This window comes from Thalassobacillus devorans (genome assembly GCF_900176565.1).
Classification (GTDB): domain Bacteria; phylum Bacillota; class Bacilli; order Bacillales; family Halobacillaceae; genus Thalassobacillus; species Thalassobacillus devorans_A.
The window spans coordinates 408,354-432,147 of record NZ_FXEH01000004.1 but is presented as its reverse complement, the minus strand read 5'-3'; the positions used below and the strand labels follow the sequence as shown (position 1 = coordinate 432,147).

Here is a 23,794-nt window from a genome sequence, read left to right as displayed (position 1 = left end):
GCACTTTAATTGAATAAGCCTCTTGTCAAATATAACGTATAGCCAATAAATATAAAAAAGAAGCTCTGGCAGGCAATGCCTGGAGAACTTCTTGTCTATAAATATTTATTGTAGCGCTGTTCTAAATAATCCTGCAAAGCAGAGAATACCATGGTCATCGGCCAATAAATCATTGCTGCCAGGATATACATTGTCATCGTGTCGTAATTTCTTCCTGCTACAATCTGCGCTTTATTGAACAGTTCAGGTACGGAAATCATTGCAGCCAACGACGTCGCTTTCAACAAATCCAGGAACACATTCGACAGTGGCGGAATAGCTATTCTCGTAGCTTGAGGAAGGATAATTCTTCTCATCGTCTGCCAATACGAAAAACCTAAAGCCTGTGCAGATTCCCATTGTCCCCTATCCACACTGCTTAGAGAGGAACGATTAATTTCAGCGATATAAGCAGCCGAATTCAATCCGAACCCTAACACAGCAGCCATGGTGGCAGTCAATTCAATCCCGACTACCGGAAGTCCAAAATACAGGATAAACAGGAAAACCAAGATAGGTGTGCCTCGCATGAACGATATATACATCCTTGCAGGCCAGCGCAGCATCCGTTTGTCCGATCGTCTCGCCAGAGCAAGAAATAAACCAATCAACAGTCCAAGCAGCATACCAAGGATAGCCACCAATAAAGTCAGCGGTACCCCGCTTAATACAAAGGGAAGATTATCCCAGGCCCGCTGGGCATTGAACAGATCCTCGATCTCTACTCGTTTGATTTCGATGCCGAACATATTCACTCACCTACAAACCTAAGCCTTCGATCTCTCGAATATCCTCGTCTGGTTTCTTTGATGCATCTTTTCCGCCGAAGAATTCTTTCGAAATCTCAGTTAAAGTTCTATCTTCACGCATTTCATTCAAAGTTTCATTCACTTTTTGTTGTAATGTACCTGCGTCTTTCGGCATTACGATCGCAGAGTTTGTTGGATGAAACTTCAAGTCCGGATGTAATGTAACCGCAATGTCCGGCAGTGCTTTTAATGCCAATGATTGCAGGTAATAGTCATTGATAATTAAATCGGTACGCCCATTCTCCACATCACGCAAATATACATCATTGGTTACGTTTCCGTAAGTTTTCACCTCAGCTCCAAAATGACGGGAAATCTCTGCAAAAACAGTAGTGGCTCCGCCGCCCGCAACTTTACCATCTAAATCTTCAAGTTTTTCAATGCCGGACAAGTCATCTTCCCGCACAATCATCGTAGAATAAGAATACTTATAAGGGTCGCTGAACGCGAACTCTTTCTTTCGCTCTTCTGTCACTTCCATATCATTGATTGCCATATCGATCCGTCCGCTTTTAATGGCTGAAAGCAGACCGTCTACTCCATATTCTTCAAATTTTACCTCGAGGCCAAGACGGTCCCCGATTTCACGCATAATTTCAACATCATAGCCTGTTAATTCTTCATCAGATCCTTCGGGATAAAAGGAAGCAGGATAAAGGGTGCCAGATGTGCCTACCACCACTTCTCCTTGCTCCTCAATTTCTGACCACTTTTCTCCTGTCTGGTCTGAAGAACCACAAGCCGCTAACGCGAAAACAGAAAGTATCATAAGTATAAAAAATAGTGCTTTATTTTTCATGATTATTTCCTCCTCCTTAAATTCACACTTCACCAATATAGCAACGGGAAGGATAGTTTGCAACAATATAACCCTCCTTTTAAAAAGGATAAATAATCCAACGATTCTCACTTGATAATATCCCGAAATATGCTATGATAATAACAGATACTAAATTATAATTATTTTAATTAAAATCAATGCTATCAAAACCTAATTGATAGCATTTATCATTTGTATAGTTAAATGATGTTGATTACTATTCTCAATTATAAAAGAGGAGTTGAGAACATGAGTTCAGAAGCACGTGCAGTCAGTACAAACCAGCCACAAACATCGCATACTCAAAAATCATTCGTATGGTGGGAAAAAGTTAAAGAGCATATGGAACTTATCGCAGCGATCGTCAGTGGAATTATCATACTGACTGCCTGGATTTTTGAAGGATCCATGAGCTATGGAACATTTGTTGTTCTTCATTTAGCTGCCTTCGTCATTGGTGGTTTTGCAAAAGCTAAAGAAGGTATTGAGGAAACCATTGAAAATCAGGAACTTAATGTCGAGATGCTTATGATATTCGCGGCAGTCGGTTCTGCCATTATCGGCTACTGGACAGAAGGAGCTATCCTGATATTTATCTTTGCATTAAGTGGAGCATTAGAAACTTACACCATGAATAAAAGCCAACGGGAAATTTCATCTTTAATGGATTTACAGCCTGAAGAGGCTTTGCGTATAAAAAATGGAAGAGAAGAAATTGTTTCAGTTAAAGAGTTGCAACTAGGTGACCGCATCCTTATCAAGGCTGGTGAACGTGTTCCTTCTGATGGAACCATTATTAAAGGAAGAACCAGCCTGGATGAAAGTGCGATTACTGGAGAATCTGTTCCAGTAACAAAAGAAACCAACGGAGATGTATTTGCCGGGACAGTCAATATTAATGGAAGTATTACCGTTGAAATCACGAAACCGTCTGATGAAACGCTTTTCCAGAAAATCATACAGTTGGTACAGTCCGCGCAAAGTGAAAAATCACCATCTCAATTGTTTATCGAAAGGTTTGAAGGTACTTATGTCAAAATTGTCTTGATTGTGGTTGCATTAATGATGTTTTTACCTCACTTTCTGTTTGGCTGGAGCTGGACAGATACGATATACAGAGCAATGATCCTATTGGTAGTTGCCTCTCCATGCGCGTTAGTAGCATCCATTATGCCGGCAACGCTGTCAGCTATATCGAACGGTGCCCGAAATGGAGTTCTCTTTAAAGGTGGGGTTCACCTGGAGAACCTGTCCCATTTAAATGCGATTGCTTTTGACAAGACAGGGACACTGACCAAAGGAAAACCGGAAGTCACAGATGTGTTTTTCCGCTCAGAGGAAGAGTCGGGTAGAGTTCTATCGGTACTTGCCTCAATAGAAAGAGAATCCAACCATCCGTTAGCACAGGCTATTGTCAATTACACGGACACCCAACCCGGCATTGAACGTCGGGAAATCAGCAATATGCAGGATCTTGCCGGCAACGGTGTTACAGCAGCAGTGGATGGAGTCACATGGAAGATCGGTAAGCCAGGATTTCTTGGAAAAGAAGCTGCCGAATCCTTCCACGGAGGAATTCTGGAACAATTAGCCAGGCAAGGAAAAACGGTCATATTCATTGGAGATGAAAAAGGCATCGCAGGCGTTGTCGCTTTAAAGGACACGGTTCGAGAAGAAACCAAAAATGCCATCAAAATTTTACGGCAACACGGAATTTACACTGTTATGCTGACCGGTGATAATGAAACCACAGCTAAAGCGATTGCTGAAGAAGCTGGGCTTGATAACTATGTGGCTGAGTGTATGCCGGAGGAGAAAGTGGAAGAGGTGAAAATTCTTCGTAACAATTTTGATAACGTCGGTATGGTCGGTGATGGTATCAATGATGCACCTGCTCTGGCTACCGCAAATGTGGGAATCGCTATGGGGGAAGGTACAGATGTTGCTTTAGAAACGGCTGATATCGTTTTGATGAAAAATGACTTACCGAAAATCGCCAATGCCATTAAACTTTCCGAACGAATGAACAAAATTGTCAAACAAAACGTTGTCTTTTCCATATTGGTCATCATGGTACTGATCATTTCAAACTTCCTGCAAGTTTTGGACCTGCCGCTAGGCGTTATTGGTCATGAAGGAAGTACCATACTTGTTATTCTGAATGGCTTGCGACTTCTTAAATCCTAGTATGTATGAAGGTGTAAACCATCAAAAAAAGGCTTCCCGTCCGGGGAGCCTTTTTTCGTGTTAGTGGTAGTTATTCTGCTTATTCGCGGAGCTGCTTGTTTTGTGTTTAGGAGCATCACTTTTTTTCTTCTTGTTGTTCTTATTATTATGATTTTGCTTATTATCGCTCATCGCTGCCACTCCTTTTTTTCAATAATCATGCTTAGGTTCTGCATGAAGTACAGCGATTATACAGGCTATCAGGAGGAATGGATGCCCAATTTTCTCCTTCGCAAAATTGCATTAATTTCTCCTCCTAAAATGATGATGATCCCGGAAATATAAAACCAGATCATCAATACGATAAACCCGCCGAGGCTGCCATAAGTGGCTGAGTAATTGCCCATGCTGGTGACATAAAATGAAAATAATAAGGACACGATCTGCCAGCCAACTGTTGCAAAAACCGCGCCAGGGAAAGCCTGCTTTATTTTAATGTATTTATTGGGGGCCAGCATATACAGAAACATGAGGACGAGAAAAAAGATGATCGAAGAAATCACCCAGCGTAAGGCATTCCACAACTCAAGGAAACCTTCGGATAATCCAAACATAGAAAACAGATAGACCCCGACCATTCTTCCAAACACAGGGAGTAAAAATGCGACGGCAATGACACCGATCATCGAAATAGTAAGTACGATAGCAATAATTCTCCCGACAAATGGAGAACGGCTTTCTTCTACATCATAAGCACGGTTGAATGCACGCATGATGGAGTTGACACCATTGGACGCAGACCATAACGTGCCGATGATACCAATAGACAGTAAGCCACTATTCTGACTTGCCATCAATTCTGCCAGATTTTCCTGAATCATCGTGTAGGTTTCCTGAGGAGCATAGGTGTGAATAAAATCCAACAGCCTTTCCTGCGAAAGCCGCATATAGCCTAATAAAGTGACAAGAAATATCATGAAAGGGAATAAAGATAATAAAAAAAAGTAAGATAATTGGGCGGCCATGCCACTGATGTCATCCTTGTTGAAGCTCGCTCCTACCTCTTTTATAAAACTGAAGAACTCTTTCATGATATCCCTCTCCTAACCATTGGGAGAATGTTATGAAACGTCCCGGTGATCTGTCAGTTTCTCGACGTCCTTTTCTACTTCTTTTTCCCATTCGCTCACTTTATCAAGCAGTTCCTCCACTTTATTCAAAACTTCCAGTATATCTTTAGCCCCATCTGCCACACGGTTCGTCAGCTGGTTGTACTTAAGGCGTAACTCCCGGATAGCTTCTGAAGGGTTTGAAGTATAACTCTTAGCAGATACCCCAGCCTGTTTAGTGCTGTTAAAAACATACTCTCTGGTCTCCTTGTCCAACAGCGTAACAGCTCCTCCAATAACGGCACCGATCATGACCCCTTTCCAAAACTTATGCTCTTTCATATTTACCTATTCCTCCTTTGATAATTGATGGTCTTTTTTGATTTTATTTAAAAGTTCTCTGCAGCCAGCCGATACAAGTTCATAGACATATTCAAAGTTGCCTGTAAAAAATGGATCGGGGACATCTTTCACTTCTGCTTCCGGAATAAAATCAAGCAGTCGAGCTACAGTAACATCTTCTTTTTTTCTTATACCTTCCATATCTGTGACATTCTTTTCATCCATCGCAATCAAGTAATCAAAATCGTCCCAATCGCGCTCTGTAATTTGCCTGGCAGACATTCCTTCATAAGAAATTTTATATTTATTCAGAATTTCTCTTGTGCCCTCATGAGGAAGATCACCAACATGCCAGTGACCGATCCCGGCAGAGTCTATGGATATTTTCTTTTCCAACCCTTCTTTCCTTATTAAATCGCGAAAAATAGCTTCCGCCATCGGCGACCGGCAAATGTTGCCTAAACAAACAAATAGAACTTTAATCATTACTTCTTCTCCCCCAATTCTTCTCTTTTTATCTCATGCAAATTTTGTATATATCGACTGCTACCCCCATTTTTACCGGTGAAAACTTGTTTTATCATCTACTATTATACCCGAAATAGCTTGACATTTGCTCTTAGTTTTCGGAATATTTTATATATAAGGAAAAAGGGGGTACTAATCATGCAAGATGTCTTAAGCAGTATATCCGGCGTTGTATGGGGTCCCGTATTATTGATCCTGCTCGTCGGAACCGGTGTCTATTTGACACTAAGGCTCGGATTTTTGCAATTCAGCGCATTGCCTTACGCGTTGAAGCTTGCATTCAGTCCGGGTAAACAAGATAAAAAATCGAAAGGTGACATTTCCCACTACCAGGCTTTGACTACTGCGATGGCAGCCACTATTGGAACCGGTAACATTGCCGGGGTAGCTACAGCTGTCGTACTTGGTGGCCCAGGTGCCGTATTCTGGATGTGGATCACCGCTATTTTCGGAATGGCAACAAAATATGCAGAAGCCATTCTCGCCGTTAAATATCGAATTACAGACAAAAACGGAAACATGTCTGGTGGGCCGATGTATTACCTGGACCGAGGTTTAAAAATGAAAGGCCTTGGAAAAACACTCGGTATCTTGTTTGCTATCTTTGGTGCGATAGCTGCTTTCGGTATTGGAAATATGGTACAATCCAATTCTGTATCCGATGCACTCGATGCCACGTTCTCCATCCCTACCTGGGTAACAGGATTGATTCTTACCGCGCTGGCAGGTTTGGTATTGCTTGGCGGAATTAAAAGTATCGGTAAGGTCACTGCATTTTTTGTACCGATCATGGCGATATTTTATGTCATTGGTGCACTTATTATTATCTTTACTAACTTTCACCTCGTACCAGCTGCATTTGGCACAATCTTTACGGATGCTTTCAGTGGGAATGCGGTAGCTGGCGGCCTGTTAGGTACAGCCATCCGCTATGGTGTCGCACGTGGTGTCTTCTCCAACGAAGCTGGTTTAGGGTCTGCTCCGATCGCAGCAGCAGCTGCAAAAACAGACTATCCTGGCCGCCAGGCATTGGTTTCGATGACTCAGGTTTTAATCGATACGATCATCGTCTGTACAATGACTGGTCTGACAATCGTTATGGCAGGTCAATATGGTAATGGAGACCTGGAAGGAGCTGATTTAACTACCGCCTCATTCTCCATTTTCTTAGGTGATATCGGTGGTTATATCGTTTCTCTCGGACTTGTATTCTTCGCTTTCTCCACCATTGTGGGATGGTCCTACTATGGAGAGAAATGTTTTGGTTATCTGACAAAAGACCGCGCTTTACCACTTTATAAAATTGCATTCGTCTTATTCGTGTTTGTAGGCGCTGTCCAAGAACTAGGCATCGTATGGACCTTTGCTGACATCATGAACGGGTTGATGGCATTCCCTAACTTGATTGGGCTCTTGCTTCTATCCGGCGTGGTAGCATCAGAAACGAAGCGCTTCTTGAAAGTAGCCAAGGAAGAAAAACGTCAGGAGAAGCAGTCCTCTTACTCTTAATTAGAACAAAGTTTAATGGAAAAATAAAGCAGCGCCTGCCTGGCGCTGCTTTATTTAGTCTTGTGGAAAGTATAAGGATTACGTACTGTTAAAAAATTCTCAAATTCTTCCGATGGAAGCGGCTTACTAAAGTGGTAGCCCTGATAATGATCACAGCCATTTTCTTTAAGAAAACCTAAAACCATAGGTTTTTCCACGCCCTCTCCTATGACTTCTAACTTAAACGTATGCGCAAGCTGAATCATTGCCTTCACAATTTCTGCACCACTTGGGTTCGTGCTCACATCTTTTATGAAGGATTGGTCAATTTTCAAGTAATTAATTGGAAACTGCCGTAAATACCCAAGCGAGGAGTAGCCAGTGCCAAAATCGTCAATTGACAAAGCAACGCCAAGCCTTTTAAGCTCCTGCATCGTTTGGATGCATACTTCCGTATTTTGCATTATACTGTTCTCAGTAATTTCAATTTCTAAAAACCGGGCTGGCATCCCCGTTGCTTCTAATATTTTCCCTACACGGCTCGCAAAGTCATGGCGCTGAATTTCTTCTGCTGATACATTGACAGCCACACGCTCCGGTGCATATCCTTTTTCCATCCATTCTTTGTTTTGGCGACATGCTTCATAAAGCACCCATTCCCCCAGCTCCAGAATCAATCCAGTCTCTTCAGCAATCGGAATAAATTTCCCAGGGGAAATGAATCCTTGGACAGGATGCTTCCACCGAACGAGAGCTTCCATGCCACTGATCACCCCGGAACGGACGTCAATTTTCGGCTGATAATACAGCAGCAGCTCCTTATTACGGATGGCTGCACGCAAGTCGCCTTCTAAAAAAACCAGTTCATTATAGGACTTATTCATGGAATCTGTATAAAAGAGCAGGCTCTGCCTTCCTTTCAGTTTACAATAATGCATGGCAACGTCCGCATTTCCAATCAATTTTCCAGCCGTAGTACCGCCGCCTGAATAGCCAGCGATGCCAATACTTGTGGTAAGAAATAATTCCTTCCCTTTTATACGCAATGGTTTGCTTACTTGTTCCAAAATAGAGTTACCTAATTTACGCGCATCTTTTTCTGAGCTTGCCTGATCGATGATAGCAACAAATTCATCACTTCCAAGTCGGTATAGATTCCCTTTTTCGCTGATCACTTCACGGATTCGCCTTCCAATCAGCTGGATGACTTCATCACCAGCCGTGTGACCAAGGGCATCATTAATATATTTGAAACGATCCAGATCACATAAAAGGATATAGAAAGGTGTGCCCTCCTGCTTATCAGGGGACGTTAACCTTTCTTCCAAGTCTTTCTGTAATTTCTTCCGGTTAGGCAAGTCCGTCAATGGGTCGTGATAGGCCATATGCCTGACTCGCATCTCAGCCACTGCGTGTACAGTTATATCAACAGAAGAACCGATAATTTCCACCACTTCTCCCTCGTGCTGGATAGGAGCTAACGTAGAGTAAAGGAAGATATCTTTTAATCTGTGTTTATATGTAACGTTTTCTCCAGCAAATGCTTTATCGTATTTATTTGTTAAATACCTGGCTTTTTCCAACCCGAAAATCTCATCCATTTCTTTCCCTTCAACAAAAGCTGTGGTAAGCCCTAGGTCTCTGGCCAGCTTCCCTTCATACATGGTAAAGTAATAATTACCATTTTTATTTTTTCTAACTTTAAATACCATATTCATTAATGCTGTCACGGTTCGTTGAAAATCATTTTCCACTTCAATAGCCAAAGTTTCTTCCATCACTTTGCTTTCCGTAAATGCTAAATTCTCGTAGGAAGTAAGATAATTATGAAGCAGTTTATCAAGCTCATTTAGTGTTTGTCGTTCTTTTCCCCCTTGAAGCTGTAGTTTGAGCGTTTCCATTAATCGAGTTATTTCTGCATGTACAAATGAGGTATCCAAATTATTCATGGAATCCACCTTTACCAAATATCGTTAAGGTTCGACAAGATTGACTTAATTTTAAACTATTTTACCCATTATAAATAAGACTAATCATTTCCTGCATTCACTTTAATCACCAGCTATTTTTCTCTGAAAATTAATATTTTCTTAGCTGAATTTTCATTTTTTCAAGTGGGTGACAAGCAAGAAAAATTAAGACAGACCTATTGAAATAGGCCTGTCTGATGAAGGTTCTATGAAAAGTGTACTTCCCTGGCAAAACGAGCAAGCGGATTTGTGACTTTCCCTGATTCGGAAGCATGAGGGCGATCATCACCATCTTCATAACCATAGTCAACCATACGATTACGATTTAACGTAAGTTTGGTTAATTCAGGTTTAAAGAAATCAAAGAGTTTAAAACGATCTTTCAAATGTAGGTGGTTGTCCTGATATTGTTTGATGGAATCCGCAAGACACTCCCAAAATTTATATTCGGTTACGGCTTCCTGTCGATCAAGTATGTCAGCCATGTACCTTAAGTGACATACAAATAACCCTGTGAAGATAAATTGGGTAAGTCCTTCAGGCGGCTCACTCCTCAGTACATCTTTCAGTTCTTGTGATAGTACAGATAACTCTTCAAATGGCTGATCACTGATATTTACGTCATCCACAAAATCTTTGACTGCCAACCGGTGTGGTCTGAAATCTTTCATTACCAATATCGTATTCTGCCCATGAGGTGAAAATACTGTGCCATATTGATATAAGTAGTGGAGCAGCGGATCCATGACTACTCGGAAAAATTCCTTCAGCCACTCCTCAGGGGACATCCCGGAAGCCTCGATCAAGCTTGAGACAAATGGTTTGCCATCGTTATCTTCATGTAATAATGCGGCCAGGGTAATCGCTTTTTCTCCATCATCGAGATATGTGTAAATACTCTCCCGCCAAATGACACCAAGCATTTCCAGGTATTGATAGGGGGAGTTCTCAAGCTCAGGGTAGAGGCTGTGATCTACATTAATACTTGCTACTTCCCCTGGCAGAATCACCCGGCAAGTTTCTTTTAAAAAGTCATCCTTCTCATAAATTCCTTTGATGAATTCCGTAATTTTTGGTGCAATCAGGGTACGCTCCGCAGGCAAGCCGCGATAGACAAGGGTATTCAATATACTCATTGGCACCTTCACGTGATGTTTTTCTTTATGGCTTTGATTTACAAAGGTCCGAATCGACTGTTGAGGAAGGTAATTGTCTTCACCTTTTCCTAGTGGTATGATCATCTGCCTGGATAACTCTTCAGCGAATTGCTGGATGATCACATTTTTCCACTGCCATTCATGAACAGGAAGGTAGAAATATTTCTGTTCATCAACTCCCCATTCTTGCAGCACTTTTTCAAACTGTTTCTTTTCATCAAGGGAAAGCTCGTCATGTAAAAGCTTATGATAATTGATTTTTTCAGTCGATTGAAAGGAAGCGCGCTCCTTATGGACGGCGATCCAGTATAATTTAGTTTCTTTTCGCATTTCTGGCGCGTAATCACAATAATCGTCGTAGCCGAAACCGATTCTTCCTTTATTATAAGTAATCCATGGGTGGCCGCTCATGTGTCCCTCTAATAACGCATAATCTTCCTTAATCAGCTCATCGGAGGTTTTCGAAGCTTGTCCAAGCAGATGCATATCAGCCACAAGGGTATTGTTCAATTCTTTGATTAAATGACCGGCTGTTTCAGAAGACATTCCTATAATAGGCTGGATATCAAGTAAAAATTGAATGGCATGATCAGCTGGGCGCTCTGTTCCATCTTCTTTTTCGCAAATAGTTCCAGCTTTTACCTTCAACCCTCCAAATAGATCTTTTCTTGCAAGAAAAGTATATTGCTTATTATCAGAGATCGGCAGCATGTATTCATCCCACTTACCATGCTGCTTCTTAATTTCTGGTTTAAGCATATCTTCGTACGTATACTCCTCGATCATTTTGGTTAACAGCTGGTAATTCGCTTTCTCCCAGTGTTCGTGCTTAAAGTATTTCTCTATATATGGTAAATGCATAAGTGAAATCCCTTCTTTCCCAGTAAATTTATTGACTAAAAGCAGGCTGTCTCCTAGTGCCAAATGACTGATAAACATTTACTTGGCTGACTGGATAGACGTCTCTGCCAGCCAAGGAGTTAATGATAACCGCATTTCGGTGAGCGCCCAATCCAAGATCTGGGGCACCTACTCCATGCGTATGAATTTCTCCATTTTGAATGAAGATATGATTATTGTAGATTCCGTCCATTGATAGCTTATAATCTTCACACACGCTAAACCGCCCTTGGCTATCCCGGATAATAAGGTCATGAACTGGCATCAGGAAGTCTGGAAAGTTTGACTTGTAGCCTGTCCCTAATATCACAACATCTGTTTCCACTAAAAATTCTTCTTCACTTACCAGCTGGCACCCATAAAGTCTCCATTTCTCCCCAACAGGGTTGATCTGTTTAATAGCCGACATAGCTTGTAAGTGGATGTCAGGCTCTTCTTCTCCAACACTTCGCTGATATAAAAGTTCATAAATATCGGAGATAGTCTCTGCGCTGATTCCTTTATATAACAAATCCTGTTCATTCAACAATTTGTCTTTTTTCGCCTGAGCTAATTGATAGAAAAAAGAAGTATAATCAGGTGAAAAATGTTCAAGTCCAAGTTTTGAATATTCCATTGGGAAGAAACCTTTCGAGCGAGTGTACCAATCTAACGAATATACATGGTCTGGCTGGTCTTCCAGCAAATCAAGAAATACCTCAGCCGCACTTTGTCCAGAGCCAATGACCGTTACTTTTTCAGCCCCTTTACAAATATTTTTCTTATATAGATAATCTGCTGTATGAAACACCTTTTCCCCTAGGGCCTCCTGTAATTGTTCAGGCACAGCAGGTACCGTTCCAATTCCCATTAGAATATGGCGGCTATAGTAGCAATCTTCTTCCTTGGTACGAACATCTTCCACCACTATTTCATATACGTCTTCTCCATCAATAGTTTGAAGCTCCACTTGTTTCACATTGACATGAAAGTGGCAATTATCCAGTTGCTCCGTCACCCATCTGCAATAATGGTTGTACTCCTTCCTCGGAATGTGGAAATCCTCCCGGAAATAAAAACGATACAACCTATTCTTTTCCTGCAAGTAATTTAAGAAGCTATAACGATTTGTTACATCTGCCATACTTACAAGGTCAGCTAAAAAAGGAACTTGTAATGTAGTCCCTTCAATCATCATACCGGGGTGCCAGTCAAATTGTGGTTTCTTCTCAAAGAACAAAGCATCTATTTCGGGTACCCCTTCTGCGAGCGCTGCAAAGCCAAGGTTGAATGGACCGATTCCGATGCCAATCACGTCGTAAATGTTAGACTTCTTGATAGAATCCCGCATGAGACCACCTCTTTTCAAATGTCTCCCTGTGACAAAACATCAATAACCCCGTTTTATCTGGCAGTTCTATTGGATGGACAGCTTCAAATCCGCACTTTTTAAAAACATGTATCATCTTTTCATTTTGTATATCCGGTTCGGCAACCACTTTCTTTGTTTCGGGCCGCTTGAATTGAAAACCTACCATCGCCCGTAACAGGGGGAGAGCGTATCCCCTCCCTAGATATTGTGGGTCCCCGATCAACAGATGGATCCCTTGATCAAAGGGTTCAGCATCGTAGCATTTTTCTACGACATCCTCCTTGACCCAATAAGCCTCCCAATAGCTCATAGGATGACCGTCAACCTCTCCTATATATAACGTTTGGTGACGGTCATCCAGTGCGTCTTTCAAATGTCTGCTGAACTTTGCGAACGGCAGATTCAGTTGCCAAAAAGGGATTACGTGCTGTTGATGCATCCATAAAAATACGTTGGTCAAATCCCTATCATAGTCTAATTTACGGAAGGAAATATTTTTCTCAACATCATTGTCAAAGGTAATGAAATCAGGATTCATGAGAAATTCCCACCTTTTTTGCTATAGGGTTTGTTACTGATGTATAAACCGATTGCGTTTCCAGCGAGCCTACAAGTTCATCCATATCGTGAAAACGAGTAAGCAAGTTAGCCTTACAAGGGAGGTCGTCATTTTCTAATAGACTGTCAAGCAATTGCTTAGACTCCGTGGTATGTTTCTTGTGTTCCTCTAAACGCTCACGCAGCAGCTGGATTAAATTTTCCTCGGGAACTAACCCATTGGTTCCAAATCCATTAATGACACCAAACAAATGGTTGAAGACAAAATAATAACGAAGCCTTTCCTCCGCAATACTATCTGCACAGATGGTATCGCTCTTTTCATTCAGGCCAGGTAAAAGAGCCTTCAGATGGTCAGCTTTCTTTTCCCGAAAGTAGTAGCCTTGGTTATCACGGTAGTAAAAACGCTCAGGATAACCGTCTTTCAATTGAACCATTGAATTCTGCTGGTGAGCTTCCAGTGCAATGCCATAGTTTTCAAAGAGCCATAGAATCGGATCAAGGGTAATGAATAGATAGCGTTCGAACCAGTCTTCACTTACCTGTTGAGTAGTTTTGTTTGCTCGTTCAGCCAAACCGGTAATAATACTATAAAGGCGTGTCTGTTCCCCATAAGGGTGGTCTTGCCCCAGTCCGGCTGCTAATATCACATTTGCATCATCGTTGTAAAACGGATTCTCACGCAGGATGCAATCCAGCCGCACTTCATTTTCCCCTGGAATATCTACACTGATATAAGCAGGGTCTGATATCACATTGAAATTTGGAAACTGTCGATTCAAATCCTCCCCTAAAGTTGTCTGTAATAGTCGTGACACTTCAACTCCTCTATCCAATTCTTTCTGCTGGTTCATTCTAAGGGAATTCGTAATTTTTATCGGGACTGAAAACTTGTACATATATTTTGACTGTGGACTATATACCGTTCGGAATGAGGAGGTAGCTGTAAACTTAGGTCCCATCGGTCCAAAATACCTTATTGTCCCCTCATCCAACATATGCTGTACGGATGATTTTTTCAGCAGTTCTCTTGCCTGCAAAGGGTGAGCAGGAATCCATGCTCCTTCACCTTCAGTCTTGATCACCTCTTCGGCCAAGTTTTCTTTGATCATTTCTTCAGCAGAAGCCTTCAGGGAAGAGTCTTGATTTACGTATCCCTCTGCAGCCCAGAAGTAATGCAATTGGAACTCTCCCTTCATTTCAGGTGCGTACCAATTATCTTCTTCTTCCGTGATGCCTTGCTTGCTTTTTGGAGTAGGGTGAAGCAAATGACCGAAAATCAATGATTGCTCTGCTTCAATAAAATTGAATTGACGGCTGCTCAAGTAGTTGGAATCAGCTAATCTATGTTCGAGGTATTTTTTTATGTTTTTACAGCTCAGAATCACACGCATGATCAGTTCATCCTCAGCTTCTTCCTGATTATTTTCCAATGCTAATTCTTTGGTAATCAGGGAAGCTAATGTGACATAATCGATCGGCTTAGTTTCATTTCCTGTATGATAATAAATAGGGAAATCAAACAGGTGCCTTCCTGTTTCAGACCAATACTTCACATCGATGATCAGATCAATTCCCTGATTAGATAAGGCGCAGGAAATCGTCTTTACTGACCCTGCAGCAGTTTCTTCCTTGAAATTTCCTGTTTCTCTCAGGTAGCAGTTCAAAAAGCTCTGCATTGTCGCGTTCTCGGCAATTTCTTTTATATTTCTCACACGGGAAACCTCCATTTCTTTACTTCCAATTCTCCAAACTCATGGATATCAGCTAAAATTCCCTTCAAATCTACAAGCTTCGTCCGGGGATTCAGAAGTGTAAATTTCAAACATACTTCACCTTTTATTGTTGTTTTAGCGAGAACAGCTTTACCTGTATAAAGTAAATGCTTATGGATATTACGGTTGACCTGGTTTAAATCTACTGTGTCGGGTACAGACGGTTCAAAGCGAAAAACAATTGTATTTAACTCTGGATCGGGATTGATCACCTTCATGTTTTCCAACCCAGCGATATAGCAGGCAGCAGAGCTTGCCAAAGACAACGTATGATCGATCATCTCACCGTATTGCTTTGTCCCTACCATTCTTAAGGAGAAAAACAGCTTCAACGCGTCAAACCGTCTTGTTGTTTGAATCGACTTATTGACCAGGTTAACAATACCTTTTTCCTCATCCTCTTCAGGATTCAAATAATCGGCGTGGTGCTGCAGGTAACGAAATCCCTCTTTATTTTTAAGGAGGAACGCACCACAGCTGATTGGCTGATAGAATAATTTGTGAAAATCAACAGTAATGGAATCCGCTTTTTCTATCCCTCTCAATTTACTTCTATGCTGATGACTCAAGATCAAAGCCCCTCCGAATGCTGCATCGACATGTAGCCATAGCCCATGTTTTTTTGCTATTGCTGCCATATCAGAAAGAGGATCGATACTACCGAAATCAGTCGTCCCGCATGTAGCCACCAATGCAAATGGCAACAATTGCTCCTTGTCCAATTCTTCTAGTTTCCTGTTTAAATCAGCGATGCACAGGCGATGGTTTTTATCTGTGCGAATAGATAATACCGATTCCTCTCCCAGCCCTAGTTGAGAAGCGGATTTTTTGACAGTGAAATGTGCATCTTCGGAGCAAAGTATCCGCAGGCGCTGAAATTGAGGAGGAAGGCCATGTTTCTGTACATTCACTCCCCAGGTCTTTTTACAAAAAGAATCACGGGCAATAAGTAAACCTGTGTAATTGGACTGCGTTCCCCCGCTGGTAAAAACCCCATCCGCTTCAGAATCAAAGCCGAATCCATGAAGCAGCCACTGGATCACTTCTTGTTCTAAATATGTTGCTGCCGGGCTCTGATCCCAGGAATCCATCGAAGGATTGAAAGCATTGATGATCATTTCGGCCGCCAATGCAGATACGAGTGATGGGCAGTGGAGGTGGGCAACTGACTTTTGATGGGCAATATGAATATTACTCATCAAAAGGGTATCGTTTATGTCTTCCAATAAGCTTTCTATTGATTCTCCCTCGTAGCTGAAAACAGATAGTTTGTTCAACTCCTGATATAAGCTTGAGGGTTTTTTTCCTGAGTATGGGTGTTCAAGTTTATTCATCACTTCGGCAAGTTTCTCTGTCACCTGCTGTGTAATATGTTGATAACTTTCGGTGCTCTCTCCATGAAGAAAAAGATTACTATATTCTTTATCCGGGTGATTAAATCCCCTATTTTCAAGCGACTCTTTCTCAAATATGAAGTTCAAAAGCTATCCTTCCTTTCCAATTCATAATTATTGGGTTGCTCCTATTCATCCCCTTAAATGAAAATCATTTTCAATTAAGTGCATATATACATACTAATTGAGAATGATAATCATAGTCAATAGTAATTGAGATCCATTATCAATTACACCCATTACATTCTCACTCTAGGTATATATTCAGTAAAATTAACCAGTATTTAGTGAGTGTTCAAGAAAGAGAGGCATAAAAAAGAGGCTGGGACATAACTAGCCGAAAATAGTAAAAAAAGGGTTCCGATTATCGAATTTTGATGACCGGAACCCTTTTTTACTGAGTCAATCTCATAATTGGTTAGACGGTTTCCGTTTCAGGCCGTGTACTTTCTCAAGTTCACGGCCAAAAAGGCAAAACCTAATTCATTTTCAACGTTATCGCTGCCCCTGACGGACATGCGAGTGAAACGCAAATTAGCCTTCAGAAATCCAAAAACTGGCTCTACATCTACTTTGCGTCTGCCGTAGAGTTCGCCGGTTTTCTCATCCGAAAGCTTCTCTCTCACCGTATTTTTTTGTTGCTCCCACTTTTCATTATAATAGACTTTTCGATTGTTCCCTTCTTTTGCCTTCGTGCACGGGGAACGGAGCGGACATCCCGTACAATCTTCGCTCTCGTACACTTTGAACTCCCGGGTATAACCGTTTCGATCGGTTTTCTGGGATCGGTAACGGAACGTCACTTGTTTTCCGTTAGGACACGTATAGGAATCTTCTTCTTCATTGTATGACCAATTCGCGGAGTGGAAGGCATTTTTTTGAAAGCTCTTCGTCTTCTCTTTACGATAAGAGTTGTATGTAATCAGAGGCTCACGCTCCCGGTTTTCCAGGACATCTTCATAATTTTCTTCACTCCCATAGCCCCCATCGGCGACGATGTAGTTCGGAAGTTCAAAGTAATCCTGTTCGATCCGATCAAGGAAAGGACCGAAGGTACGCATATCCGTGGGGTTCGGAAAAATATCATAAGCGAGGGCGTATTGACCTTCCGTCGCAACTTGGATATTATAGCCGGCTTTCAATTGCCCATTCTTCATGTAATCATCTTTCATCCGCATAAATGTCGCATCGTGGTCTGTCTTCGAATAACTATTCCTTTTCCCGAAGATTTCCATGTCGTTCGCATATTTTTGCTTGCGCGCCGCAAAGTCTCTGAACTGTTTCCTGGCCTGATTCGGTTCTTTGCGTTCGGAACGAATTTGTTTTCGTTCACTTGTGTCTTCGCTTTCTTCAATTTTCCGGTTCAAGTCTTCGACTTTTTCATCTAATGTTTCGGCTATATCAGAAAGTTCGTCGACCGATAATTCCTCCGGATTTTCCCTTTCTATTTCAGGGATGATTTCCTTTTCCACTAATTCCTCATACATTCGGTTGGACTTTTCTATTAGCTTGTCGCTGTAGTTTTCGACGGCCTTACGCCAGACGAACGTAAACTTGTTGGCGTTTGCTTCTATCTTGGTTCCATCAATAAAAATAGCTTCCGCATCAATGATATCTTCTTGAACCAGTCGGGAACGAAACTGGACAAAGCTCTGGCGAAGAAGATCTTTGACGGCGGGGTGGACACGGAACCGATTAATGGTTCGATAGCTGGGTTCATAACCTTGAGCCAGCCACATCATACGCACACTATCCTTGATCAGCCCTTCGATTTTTCTTCCAGAGAACACGGATTGGGTGTAGGCGCATAAAATGACCTTCATCATCATGCGTGGGTGATACGCCGGGCATCCCGTGTCACGCAGGAATGCTGAAAAGGCTTCATCCGGAATACTTTCCACCAACTCATGCACGGCATAGGCGATATCATTATCTTGTAGTTTCATTTCCACATCCATAGGCAAGATTACTTGGTTCATGTTATACTGTTTAAACATAAGGACACCTCCGATGGTTATTGTGTGGTAACTTTAATTTTATCAGAGGTTGTCCTTATTTTCTTTATTGAAAATAAAAGAAAACCATAAAAAAGTGGTCGGCATCATTTTGATGCCGACCACTTTCCGTTTAATTTACTGGGTTTTGTCCCAGCCTCTCGGTTTAACAATATTTATAGTTCAAGCCAGGGATTGGATGCACTGCGGTCCTTCATTTTTGGGAGAATTAACGAAGTCGCTTACATCGTAAGCATCTAAATCTTCCATCTGCAGCTGCTCAAGGAAACCAGCCGCTTCATCAGCCCCCCATTTGACGGGCTCAATCCATTCATCCTGCTTTTCTTTAGGCAGAATCACCGGCATTCGATCATGGATCGGATTCATAAAATCATTAGCTTCCTTAGTAAGAATCGTACATGTAAACATCTCTTCCTCATCTTTAGCCCATTTATCCCATAGGCCGGCAAACGCGAATAGCTTCCTGTCTTTTAAATTCATCCGTTTTGCCTGCTTGCCGTTATCGGTACGCTGCCATTCATAAAAGCTATCCGCAACTATGAGACATCGTTTTTTACCCATAAGTGACTTGAAACTTGGTTTTTCATGAGCTGTTTCACTCCGGGCATTGATCATCTTATATCCGATCTTTGGATCTTTCGCCCAAAAAGGAACGAGTCCCCATTTTAAAAATCCGGCTCGCTTTTCTTTCCCATCATGAATGATGGCAAGCACCTTCTGACCCGGAGCGATATTATATCTTGGCTCATAATTCGGAATTTTGTGATCGAGACCAAATTCTTTTAAAATCTCAACCTCTTCTGCTAATAATGTATAACGGCCACACATCACTACCCCTCCATCCCTGTCTAAGCATGAATCAAAAGCCCATCCGCTTGTTGATTTGACCACGGTAGCGTCTGAAAGCTCCAGAACCTTTCAACTTCCTTTGTTCCATCATCAACTGAAAACGAAGCTGTTTTTCACTTAACTGCTTCTTATAGCTCTCTCTTTCTTCCGGCTCCCTGCAACAGTCAATCAATTCCTCCAGCGACACAATCTCTTTTTTCAACTGCATTTCTTCTGGGATCATATTGGCATTCTTTAAAATTTTATAGCTGTTTCGAAGGTCGGCAGGGACATGTTCCATATCATCTTTTGGAAGCGGTTTTCCTTTTCCGGGAAGATTGTCAAAATCCCCATTCCGAATGGATTGCTTAATTTTCTCTTCCACGAGTGATGTAAAATCCATTTCATTTTCTCCTTTCAGAAAAAGGAAATCTTTGTATAATATTATACCACTAATTATTATTGTTTATTAAATGTGACACTATAAAAAAGAGCCCGGCTCAAGGCCGGACTCCATAGCTGCTATATTATTTTCCAATAAACATTTGTGTCCATACATTGCCATTTTCTACATAGCCTACACCGATGTGAGTGAAGTTAGGGTTCATGATGTTCTTACGGTGGCCTTCACTATTCATCCAGCCATTGACAACTTCTTCTGGGCTGCGTTGTCCTTTAGCAATATTTTCACCCGCTGTACGGTAATCAATGCCATATGCTTTCATCATATCGAATGGAGAACCGTGTGTCGGACTGTTGTGAGAGAAATATCCGTTAGTAGCCATATCTTTAGATTTATCACGTGCAACTTTGCTTAGCTCTGCGTCTGCTTTAAGTGGTTCAAGTCCTTGCTTTTGACGCTCTTGGTTTGTCAATTCTACTACCTGCTGTTCGAATTGGCTTAACTCGCTGTTTTGCTCAGCAGATTGCTCTTCAGCTGGAGCTTCTTGAGTTTGTTCTTGTTGCTGTGGAGCAGGTGCTTGTTGTTGCTCTTCAGCTGGCTGTTCTGAAGCTTCTTGCTTCTCAGCAGGTTGTTCTGGAGCTTGTTCTTTCTCAGCTGGCTCCTCTTGCTTTGGTTGTTCTTTCGGTTGTTCTTGTTTAGGCTGCTCCTTAGGCTGTTCTTGCTTTGGCGTTTGCAGCTGATCCCATTGAATGTCGTATTTATTCAAAGCATCTTGCAACAATTTATTTACATCATCCTGGGAGAAAGAACCTCCATAGGATTGAATTTTATAGAATGCTTTAATAGATGGTGCCTGTTGTTCGCCTCCTGCGTGTGCGTCAGCTGTGAAAGCACCACCCATAAGCAATGCTGTTGATAATGCGAATGCAGTACTTACTTTCTTAAACATGCGTTGATCCTCTCCTTTGGTGTTTTTTGTACAATATCATCATAGCATCGCTTTTCTGTAACATTAGACCCAAGGTTTTCCATTGACTATTTTTGCAAGCGCTATCAACAGAAGAACCCCATCAAAGCAATAATAACGAATAGATTATTCAGATAATTCTCTGGAAAAAAACAAACAGATTTCTAGAAATTTCATAAAAAAAGCCGTTGACAGGCGTCAAAACGGCTTTTTTATGTTACGTTATATTACTGGTTTGTTACAATTTCCGCTCCAAAGAAGCCCGAAGTCCAGCAGCCAGGGCTGGTGTCTCTAATATTCTGGAAATTTTATCTTTATTTTCACGATCATGGAAAAGAACATCATTCACATCAGCTACGGTAATATGCAACGAGTCCCTTTCCTTCAAGATTAATTTGTCTTCTGGCTTCACACTTCCTTCTTTAACTACCCGCAGGTAGAAACCAGAAAACCCTTTTTCAATCATCTTGGTTGGAAAATCGTCAAGCCCGTACTTTCTGGCAATAATATAACAAGGCTTCCGCGGCTCGGAAACTTCAAGTTCTGCATCCCCAAGAAGGTACCGGTCTCCTATAGCAGCTTCACGTTCATCCACCCCTTCAACCGTCAAATTTTCTCCGAATGATGGAAAAGTAAAGGTTTGCTGATAATGATCTTTCCAATGTTTGTAGTGTTGGGCGGGATAAAGACAGACCGCTTTGTCCGGCCCGCCATGGTTTTTCTGATCCGCCTGGTAATCCCCTTCAAAATTAAGCCGGCTTAACCAAACCGGCTCATCTACCCTTCTCTTCTTTATTGCTGTTTTCAGTGGTCCTTTATCTGTATCTAATAGAACAGGCTTTCCGACACTGATAGCTCGTACCTCATACTCCTTCATCCTCTAACTCACTCCTTCGCTTGATCCAGGCAGGTAAATAATCGTAACTCCATACATCACTTGGGTAGTCGACAAACAAACCTTCTCCATTTTCATATAAGGCCTGCATGATTTCATTTAAAGAGCCCATATAATATTCATACAAAAATTCATAGCTGAAAGGCTCATCTGGCATATGATTCTCCGCACAGACTTTAGGATTGGCGTAGTTGAGATAGGTCCGGCAAGGGATCGGACGTATTTCGTAAGCCATACACGTTTTTGTTTCGGGATCGAGCATTGGACATGGCAAATCCAGCCGCTTATAATTCAGCTTCGTTTCTGAGTCCTGAAGGTCCATATTCAACGCGGTATCGAGTTTCACTTCGTGTTCGTCAAAATAGGAGTTCCAGTGCTGATATATTTTTTCTTTCCGCTCTTCAGGAAAATTCTCAATTTCTTTTAACATGATTTTCGCTTCCATTTGGGTCACGATAATCGGAAAATAGCAGCAAAACGCGCACCCCTTGAAACAACTGGCCTTCATACCAGCGTAGTCTTCCATTCGCTCTATCTCATGGTCAACTTCACTTAATAAACGCTTAAAACCATTTAGGATGACTGAATCTGTATCCATGTCGCTATCAAGCAGTTCTTCTATGATGTTATCGAAAAATGCCGGGTCGACCTGATAGTTTTGGTTCAGCCGTTCGCATTTATCGATTATTTCCTGGTGTTTCAGATATTCCGTCATGAAAATGCTCCTTTTTCAGCTACAATTGATTTCTTCCATTATACATCCATATTTATATTCAGAACCACTTATGAAATTTTTCTCTTGAATTTCTTCAAAAACCTTTCGTCCCTATTTTTGAGATGTTACAATGGCACACGCATTTGAAAAAAAGCAAATGGATCACAGAAAGGATGATAGGGATGCACGTAGGAAGCAAAGGCTGGTACGTAGAAAAGTTGAAAGAACATGGGGTTAATACAATCGAAGGAAGAAAAGTGGAAAAGTTTAAAAAGCACATTCTTGCAAACCTATTAGCCGAAAAAGAAGATTAAGTTTATACTAGGGCAGAGGGATTTTTTCTCTGCCCTTTTTTTAATTATAATAGTATTGATAGATTTCCTATCATCCACCCCCGAAAATAGTAAATATTGGTCGAATTAATATTAGAAGAAATCTGTCATCATTGGAGGTACTTTCTACATGTTTGCAACTGCTGAAATTGGTATTGATTTAGGAACTGCTAATATATTAATCTACTCAAAGTCCAAAGGTATCATTTTAAATGAGCCTTCCGTGGTAGCTTATAATACGGATACAAAAGAAGTCGTCGCTGTAGGGAAAGAAGCAAAAGAAATGGTCGGAAAGACACCAAAGAATGTGATCCCTGTACGCCCTTTGAAAGATGGTGTCATTGCTGATTACGATATGACCGCTCAAATGTTGAAAGAGTTAATGAAGAAAGCAAGTAAACAGGCAGGTGCTTCTATGCGGAAACCGACCGTTGTCGTTTGTACTCCATCCGGTTCTACTTCTGTCGAACGTCGTGCTATTCACAACGCGGTTAAAAGCTATGGAGCAAAAAACGTCCACTTGATCGAAGAGCCGATTGCTGCCGCTATCGGTGCTGACCTTCCAGTCGAAGAACCGGTCGCTAACGTTATCGTAGACATCGGTGGGGGAACAAGCGAAGTAGCCATCATATCCTTCGGCGGTGTTGTTTCCTGTCGTTCTATCCGTACGGGCGGTGACAAAATGGACGAAGAAATCATCCAATATGTCCGCAAAGAATACAACATTCTTATCGGTGAAAGAACTGCCGAACAAATTAAAATGGAAATTGGTCATGCATTGCTCGACCATAAAGAAGAAAAGATGGAAGTTCGCGGCCGTGATATGGTCACCGGCCTGCCAAAAACTATCGAGCTAGGGTCTAAAGAAGTCCAAGGAGCGTTACGTGAATCTCTTGAGCAGATTCTAGAGACAATTCGTGCAACTCTGGAAGACTGTCCGCCAGAACTAAGCGGCGACATTGTCGACCATGGCGTTATTTTAACTGGAGGAGGCGCTTTGTTGAAAGGCATGCAAGAGTGGCTTTCTGAAGTGATCGTTGTACCAGTACATCTGGCACCGAACCCATTGGAGTCAGTCGCTATCGGAACGGGGCGCTCCATCAAAATGATTCAAAAACTCCAAAAAGCCGCTAAGTGATAGGCAGGCGAAAACAACTATTAAAGCAGAGCAGCAATTGCTCTGCTTTTTTGTATGTATAAATAGGATAGCTTACGCCTGATGACCTTGAAAAC

General features: G+C 41.7%; 21 protein-coding genes. 4 read left to right on the top strand and 17 right to left on the bottom strand.

The features are described from left to right. Positions 1–95 precede the first annotated feature (95 nt). Together B9Y67_RS04080 and B9Y67_RS04075 are read right to left on the bottom strand one after the other, a co-directional pair. The gene (locus tag B9Y67_RS04080; RefSeq protein ID WP_085505491.1) at positions 96–788 is read right to left on the bottom strand and encodes an amino acid ABC transporter permease; all 693 of its coding nucleotides are present in this window, start codon (positions 786–788) and stop codon (positions 96–98) included. Positions 789–798: 10 nt separating this feature from the next. Next, on the bottom strand, positions 799–1,647 hold the full coding sequence (locus B9Y67_RS04075; RefSeq protein WP_085505490.1) for a transporter substrate-binding domain-containing protein: 849 nt from the start codon (positions 1,645–1,647) through the stop codon (positions 799–801). A 270-nt stretch (positions 1,648–1,917) separates the two neighbouring features. On the opposite strand from B9Y67_RS04075, the gene B9Y67_RS04070 reads away from it, so the two are divergent. Then, entirely contained in the window at positions 1,918–3,855 is a 1,938-nt protein-coding gene (locus tag B9Y67_RS04070; protein WP_085505489.1) for a heavy metal translocating P-type ATPase, read from the top strand. Between the two features lie 239 nt (positions 3,856–4,094). Here the strand turns inward: B9Y67_RS04070 and B9Y67_RS04065 are convergent, their stop codons facing one another. Genes B9Y67_RS04065 through B9Y67_RS04055 form a run of 3 tightly spaced genes read right to left on the bottom strand, consistent with a single transcriptional unit; the run spans position 4,095 to position 5,771 of the window. Continuing rightward, the gene (locus B9Y67_RS04065; RefSeq protein ID WP_085505488.1) at positions 4,095–4,925 is read right to left on the bottom strand and encodes a YihY/virulence factor BrkB family protein; all 831 of its coding nucleotides are present in this window, start codon (positions 4,923–4,925) and stop codon (positions 4,095–4,097) included. A 30-nt stretch (positions 4,926–4,955) separates the two neighbouring features. Beyond that, positions 4,956–5,285 carry a hypothetical protein gene (locus B9Y67_RS04060; protein WP_085505487.1) on the bottom strand — a complete coding sequence of 110 codons (330 nt, stop codon included), beginning with the start codon at positions 5,283–5,285 and terminating at the stop codon, positions 4,956–4,958. A gap of 6 nt (positions 5,286–5,291) precedes the next feature. Then, positions 5,292–5,771, bottom strand: coding sequence for a low molecular weight protein-tyrosine-phosphatase (locus B9Y67_RS04055; RefSeq protein WP_085505486.1), 480 nt, complete (start codon positions 5,769–5,771; stop codon positions 5,292–5,294). Positions 5,772–5,951: 180 nt separating this feature from the next. Here B9Y67_RS04055 and B9Y67_RS04050 point away from each other — a divergent pair, with 180 nt between their 5' ends. Further along, positions 5,952–7,322, top strand: coding sequence for an alanine/glycine:cation symporter family protein (locus B9Y67_RS04050; protein ID WP_062439556.1), 1,371 nt, complete (start codon positions 5,952–5,954; stop codon positions 7,320–7,322). A gap of 50 nt (positions 7,323–7,372) precedes the next feature. Here the strand turns inward: B9Y67_RS04050 and B9Y67_RS04045 are convergent, their stop codons facing one another. From B9Y67_RS04045 to B9Y67_RS03990, 12 genes are all read right to left on the bottom strand, one after another. Beyond that, the gene (locus tag B9Y67_RS04045) at positions 7,373–9,250 is read right to left on the bottom strand and encodes a sensor domain-containing protein (protein ID WP_085505485.1); all 1,878 of its coding nucleotides are present in this window, start codon (positions 9,248–9,250) and stop codon (positions 7,373–7,375) included. Between the two features lie 227 nt (positions 9,251–9,477). Beyond that, positions 9,478–11,289: an IucA/IucC family protein gene (locus B9Y67_RS04040; RefSeq protein ID WP_139823722.1), complete on the bottom strand. Its 1,812-nt coding sequence runs from the start codon at positions 11,287–11,289 to the stop codon at positions 9,478–9,480. Positions 11,290–11,317: 28 nt separating this feature from the next. After that, positions 11,318–12,658, bottom strand: a complete 1,341-nt coding sequence (locus B9Y67_RS04035; RefSeq protein WP_085505484.1) for a lysine N(6)-hydroxylase/L-ornithine N(5)-oxygenase family protein — start codon at positions 12,656–12,658, stop codon at positions 11,318–11,320. Next, the gene (locus B9Y67_RS04030; protein WP_085505483.1) at positions 12,633–13,217 is read right to left on the bottom strand and encodes a GNAT family N-acetyltransferase; all 585 of its coding nucleotides are present in this window, start codon (positions 13,215–13,217) and stop codon (positions 12,633–12,635) included. Before B9Y67_RS04030 ends, B9Y67_RS04035 begins: the two co-directional genes overlap by 26 nt. Then, positions 13,207–14,952: an IucA/IucC family protein gene (locus B9Y67_RS04025; RefSeq protein WP_085505482.1), complete on the bottom strand. Its 1,746-nt coding sequence runs from the start codon at positions 14,950–14,952 to the stop codon at positions 13,207–13,209. The genes B9Y67_RS04030 and B9Y67_RS04025 overlap by 11 nt, the downstream gene beginning before the upstream one ends. Beyond that, the gene (locus B9Y67_RS04020; protein ID WP_139823721.1) at positions 14,949–16,493 is read right to left on the bottom strand and encodes a pyridoxal phosphate-dependent decarboxylase family protein; all 1,545 of its coding nucleotides are present in this window, start codon (positions 16,491–16,493) and stop codon (positions 14,949–14,951) included. The genes B9Y67_RS04025 and B9Y67_RS04020 overlap by 4 nt, the downstream gene beginning before the upstream one ends. A gap of 347 nt (positions 16,494–16,840) precedes the next feature. Beyond that, positions 16,841–18,403 carry an IS1182 family transposase gene (locus B9Y67_RS04015; protein ID WP_085505849.1) on the bottom strand — a complete coding sequence of 521 codons (1,563 nt, stop codon included), beginning with the start codon at positions 18,401–18,403 and terminating at the stop codon, positions 16,841–16,843. Between the two features lie 180 nt (positions 18,404–18,583). Then, entirely contained in the window at positions 18,584–19,249 is a 666-nt protein-coding gene (locus B9Y67_RS04010) for an SOS response-associated peptidase (protein WP_085505481.1), read from the bottom strand. A 31-nt stretch (positions 19,250–19,280) separates the two neighbouring features. Further along, positions 19,281–19,652, bottom strand: a complete 372-nt coding sequence (locus B9Y67_RS04005) for a DnaJ family domain-containing protein (protein WP_085505480.1) — start codon at positions 19,650–19,652, stop codon at positions 19,281–19,283. A 124-nt stretch (positions 19,653–19,776) separates the two neighbouring features. Next, a complete protein-coding gene (locus B9Y67_RS04000) occupies positions 19,777–20,601 on the bottom strand; it encodes a CAP domain-containing protein (protein WP_085505479.1) in 825 nt (274 codons plus the stop codon). 256 nt (positions 20,602–20,857) lie between these two features. Then, the gene (locus tag B9Y67_RS03995) at positions 20,858–21,496 is read right to left on the bottom strand and encodes an MOSC domain-containing protein (RefSeq protein WP_085505478.1); all 639 of its coding nucleotides are present in this window, start codon (positions 21,494–21,496) and stop codon (positions 20,858–20,860) included. Continuing rightward, on the bottom strand, positions 21,483–22,229 hold the full coding sequence (locus tag B9Y67_RS03990; RefSeq protein WP_085505477.1) for a YkgJ family cysteine cluster protein: 747 nt from the start codon (positions 22,227–22,229) through the stop codon (positions 21,483–21,485). Before B9Y67_RS03990 ends, B9Y67_RS03995 begins: the two co-directional genes overlap by 14 nt. A gap of 182 nt (positions 22,230–22,411) precedes the next feature. Between B9Y67_RS03990 and B9Y67_RS03985 the strand changes: the two genes are divergently transcribed. Both B9Y67_RS03985 and mreBH read left to right on the top strand, forming a co-directional pair. After that, positions 22,412–22,543, top strand: a complete 132-nt coding sequence (locus B9Y67_RS03985) for a YflJ family protein (protein ID WP_082411897.1) — start codon at positions 22,412–22,414, stop codon at positions 22,541–22,543. A 148-nt stretch (positions 22,544–22,691) separates the two neighbouring features. Next, positions 22,692–23,699, top strand: a complete 1,008-nt coding sequence (mreBH, locus tag B9Y67_RS03980; protein WP_085505476.1) for a rod-share determining protein MreBH — start codon at positions 22,692–22,694, stop codon at positions 23,697–23,699. Positions 23,700–23,794: the final 95 nt, after the last annotated feature.

What these genes read in the sequence shown, in the direction of transcription:
- B9Y67_RS04000 (WP_085505479.1), bottom strand. Translation starts at nt 20,601, where the DNA reads ATGTTTAAGAAAGTAAGTACTGCATTCGCATTATCAACAGCATTGCTT.
- B9Y67_RS04030 (WP_085505483.1), bottom strand. Translation starts at nt 13,217, where the DNA reads ATGAATCCTGATTTCATTACCTTTGACAATGATGTTGAGAAAAATATT.
- B9Y67_RS04045 (WP_085505485.1), bottom strand. Translation starts at nt 9,250, where the DNA reads ATGAATAATTTGGATACCTCATTTGTACATGCAGAAATAACTCGATTA.
- B9Y67_RS03990 (WP_085505477.1), bottom strand. Translation starts at nt 22,229, where the DNA reads ATGACGGAATATCTGAAACACCAGGAAATAATCGATAAATGCGAACGG.
- B9Y67_RS04070 (WP_085505489.1), top strand. Translation starts at nt 1,918, where the DNA reads ATGAGTTCAGAAGCACGTGCAGTCAGTACAAACCAGCCACAAACATCG.
- B9Y67_RS04075 (WP_085505490.1), bottom strand. Translation starts at nt 1,647, where the DNA reads ATGAAAAATAAAGCACTATTTTTTATACTTATGATACTTTCTGTTTTC.
- B9Y67_RS03995 (WP_085505478.1), bottom strand. Translation starts at nt 21,496, where the DNA reads ATGAAGGAGTATGAGGTACGAGCTATCAGTGTCGGAAAGCCTGTTCTA.
- B9Y67_RS04015 (WP_085505849.1), bottom strand. Translation starts at nt 18,403, where the DNA reads ATGTTTAAACAGTATAACATGAACCAAGTAATCTTGCCTATGGATGTG.
- B9Y67_RS04060 (WP_085505487.1), bottom strand. Translation starts at nt 5,285, where the DNA reads ATGAAAGAGCATAAGTTTTGGAAAGGGGTCATGATCGGTGCCGTTATT.
- mreBH (WP_085505476.1), top strand. Translation starts at nt 22,692, where the DNA reads ATGTTTGCAACTGCTGAAATTGGTATTGATTTAGGAACTGCTAATATA.
- B9Y67_RS04040 (WP_139823722.1), bottom strand. Translation starts at nt 11,289, where the DNA reads ATGCATTTACCATATATAGAGAAATACTTTAAGCACGAACACTGGGAG.
- B9Y67_RS04050 (WP_062439556.1), top strand. Translation starts at nt 5,952, where the DNA reads ATGCAAGATGTCTTAAGCAGTATATCCGGCGTTGTATGGGGTCCCGTA.
- B9Y67_RS04065 (WP_085505488.1), bottom strand. Translation starts at nt 4,925, where the DNA reads ATGAAAGAGTTCTTCAGTTTTATAAAAGAGGTAGGAGCGAGCTTCAAC.
- B9Y67_RS04005 (WP_085505480.1), bottom strand. Translation starts at nt 19,652, where the DNA reads ATGGATTTTACATCACTCGTGGAAGAGAAAATTAAGCAATCCATTCGG.
- B9Y67_RS04080 (WP_085505491.1), bottom strand. Translation starts at nt 788, where the DNA reads ATGTTCGGCATCGAAATCAAACGAGTAGAGATCGAGGATCTGTTCAAT.
- B9Y67_RS03985 (WP_082411897.1), top strand. Translation starts at nt 22,412, where the DNA reads ATGCACGTAGGAAGCAAAGGCTGGTACGTAGAAAAGTTGAAAGAACAT.
- B9Y67_RS04010 (WP_085505481.1), bottom strand. Translation starts at nt 19,249, where the DNA reads ATGTGTGGCCGTTATACATTATTAGCAGAAGAGGTTGAGATTTTAAAA.
- B9Y67_RS04055 (WP_085505486.1), bottom strand. Translation starts at nt 5,771, where the DNA reads ATGATTAAAGTTCTATTTGTTTGTTTAGGCAACATTTGCCGGTCGCCG.
- B9Y67_RS04035 (WP_085505484.1), bottom strand. Translation starts at nt 12,658, where the DNA reads ATGCGGGATTCTATCAAGAAGTCTAACATTTACGACGTGATTGGCATC.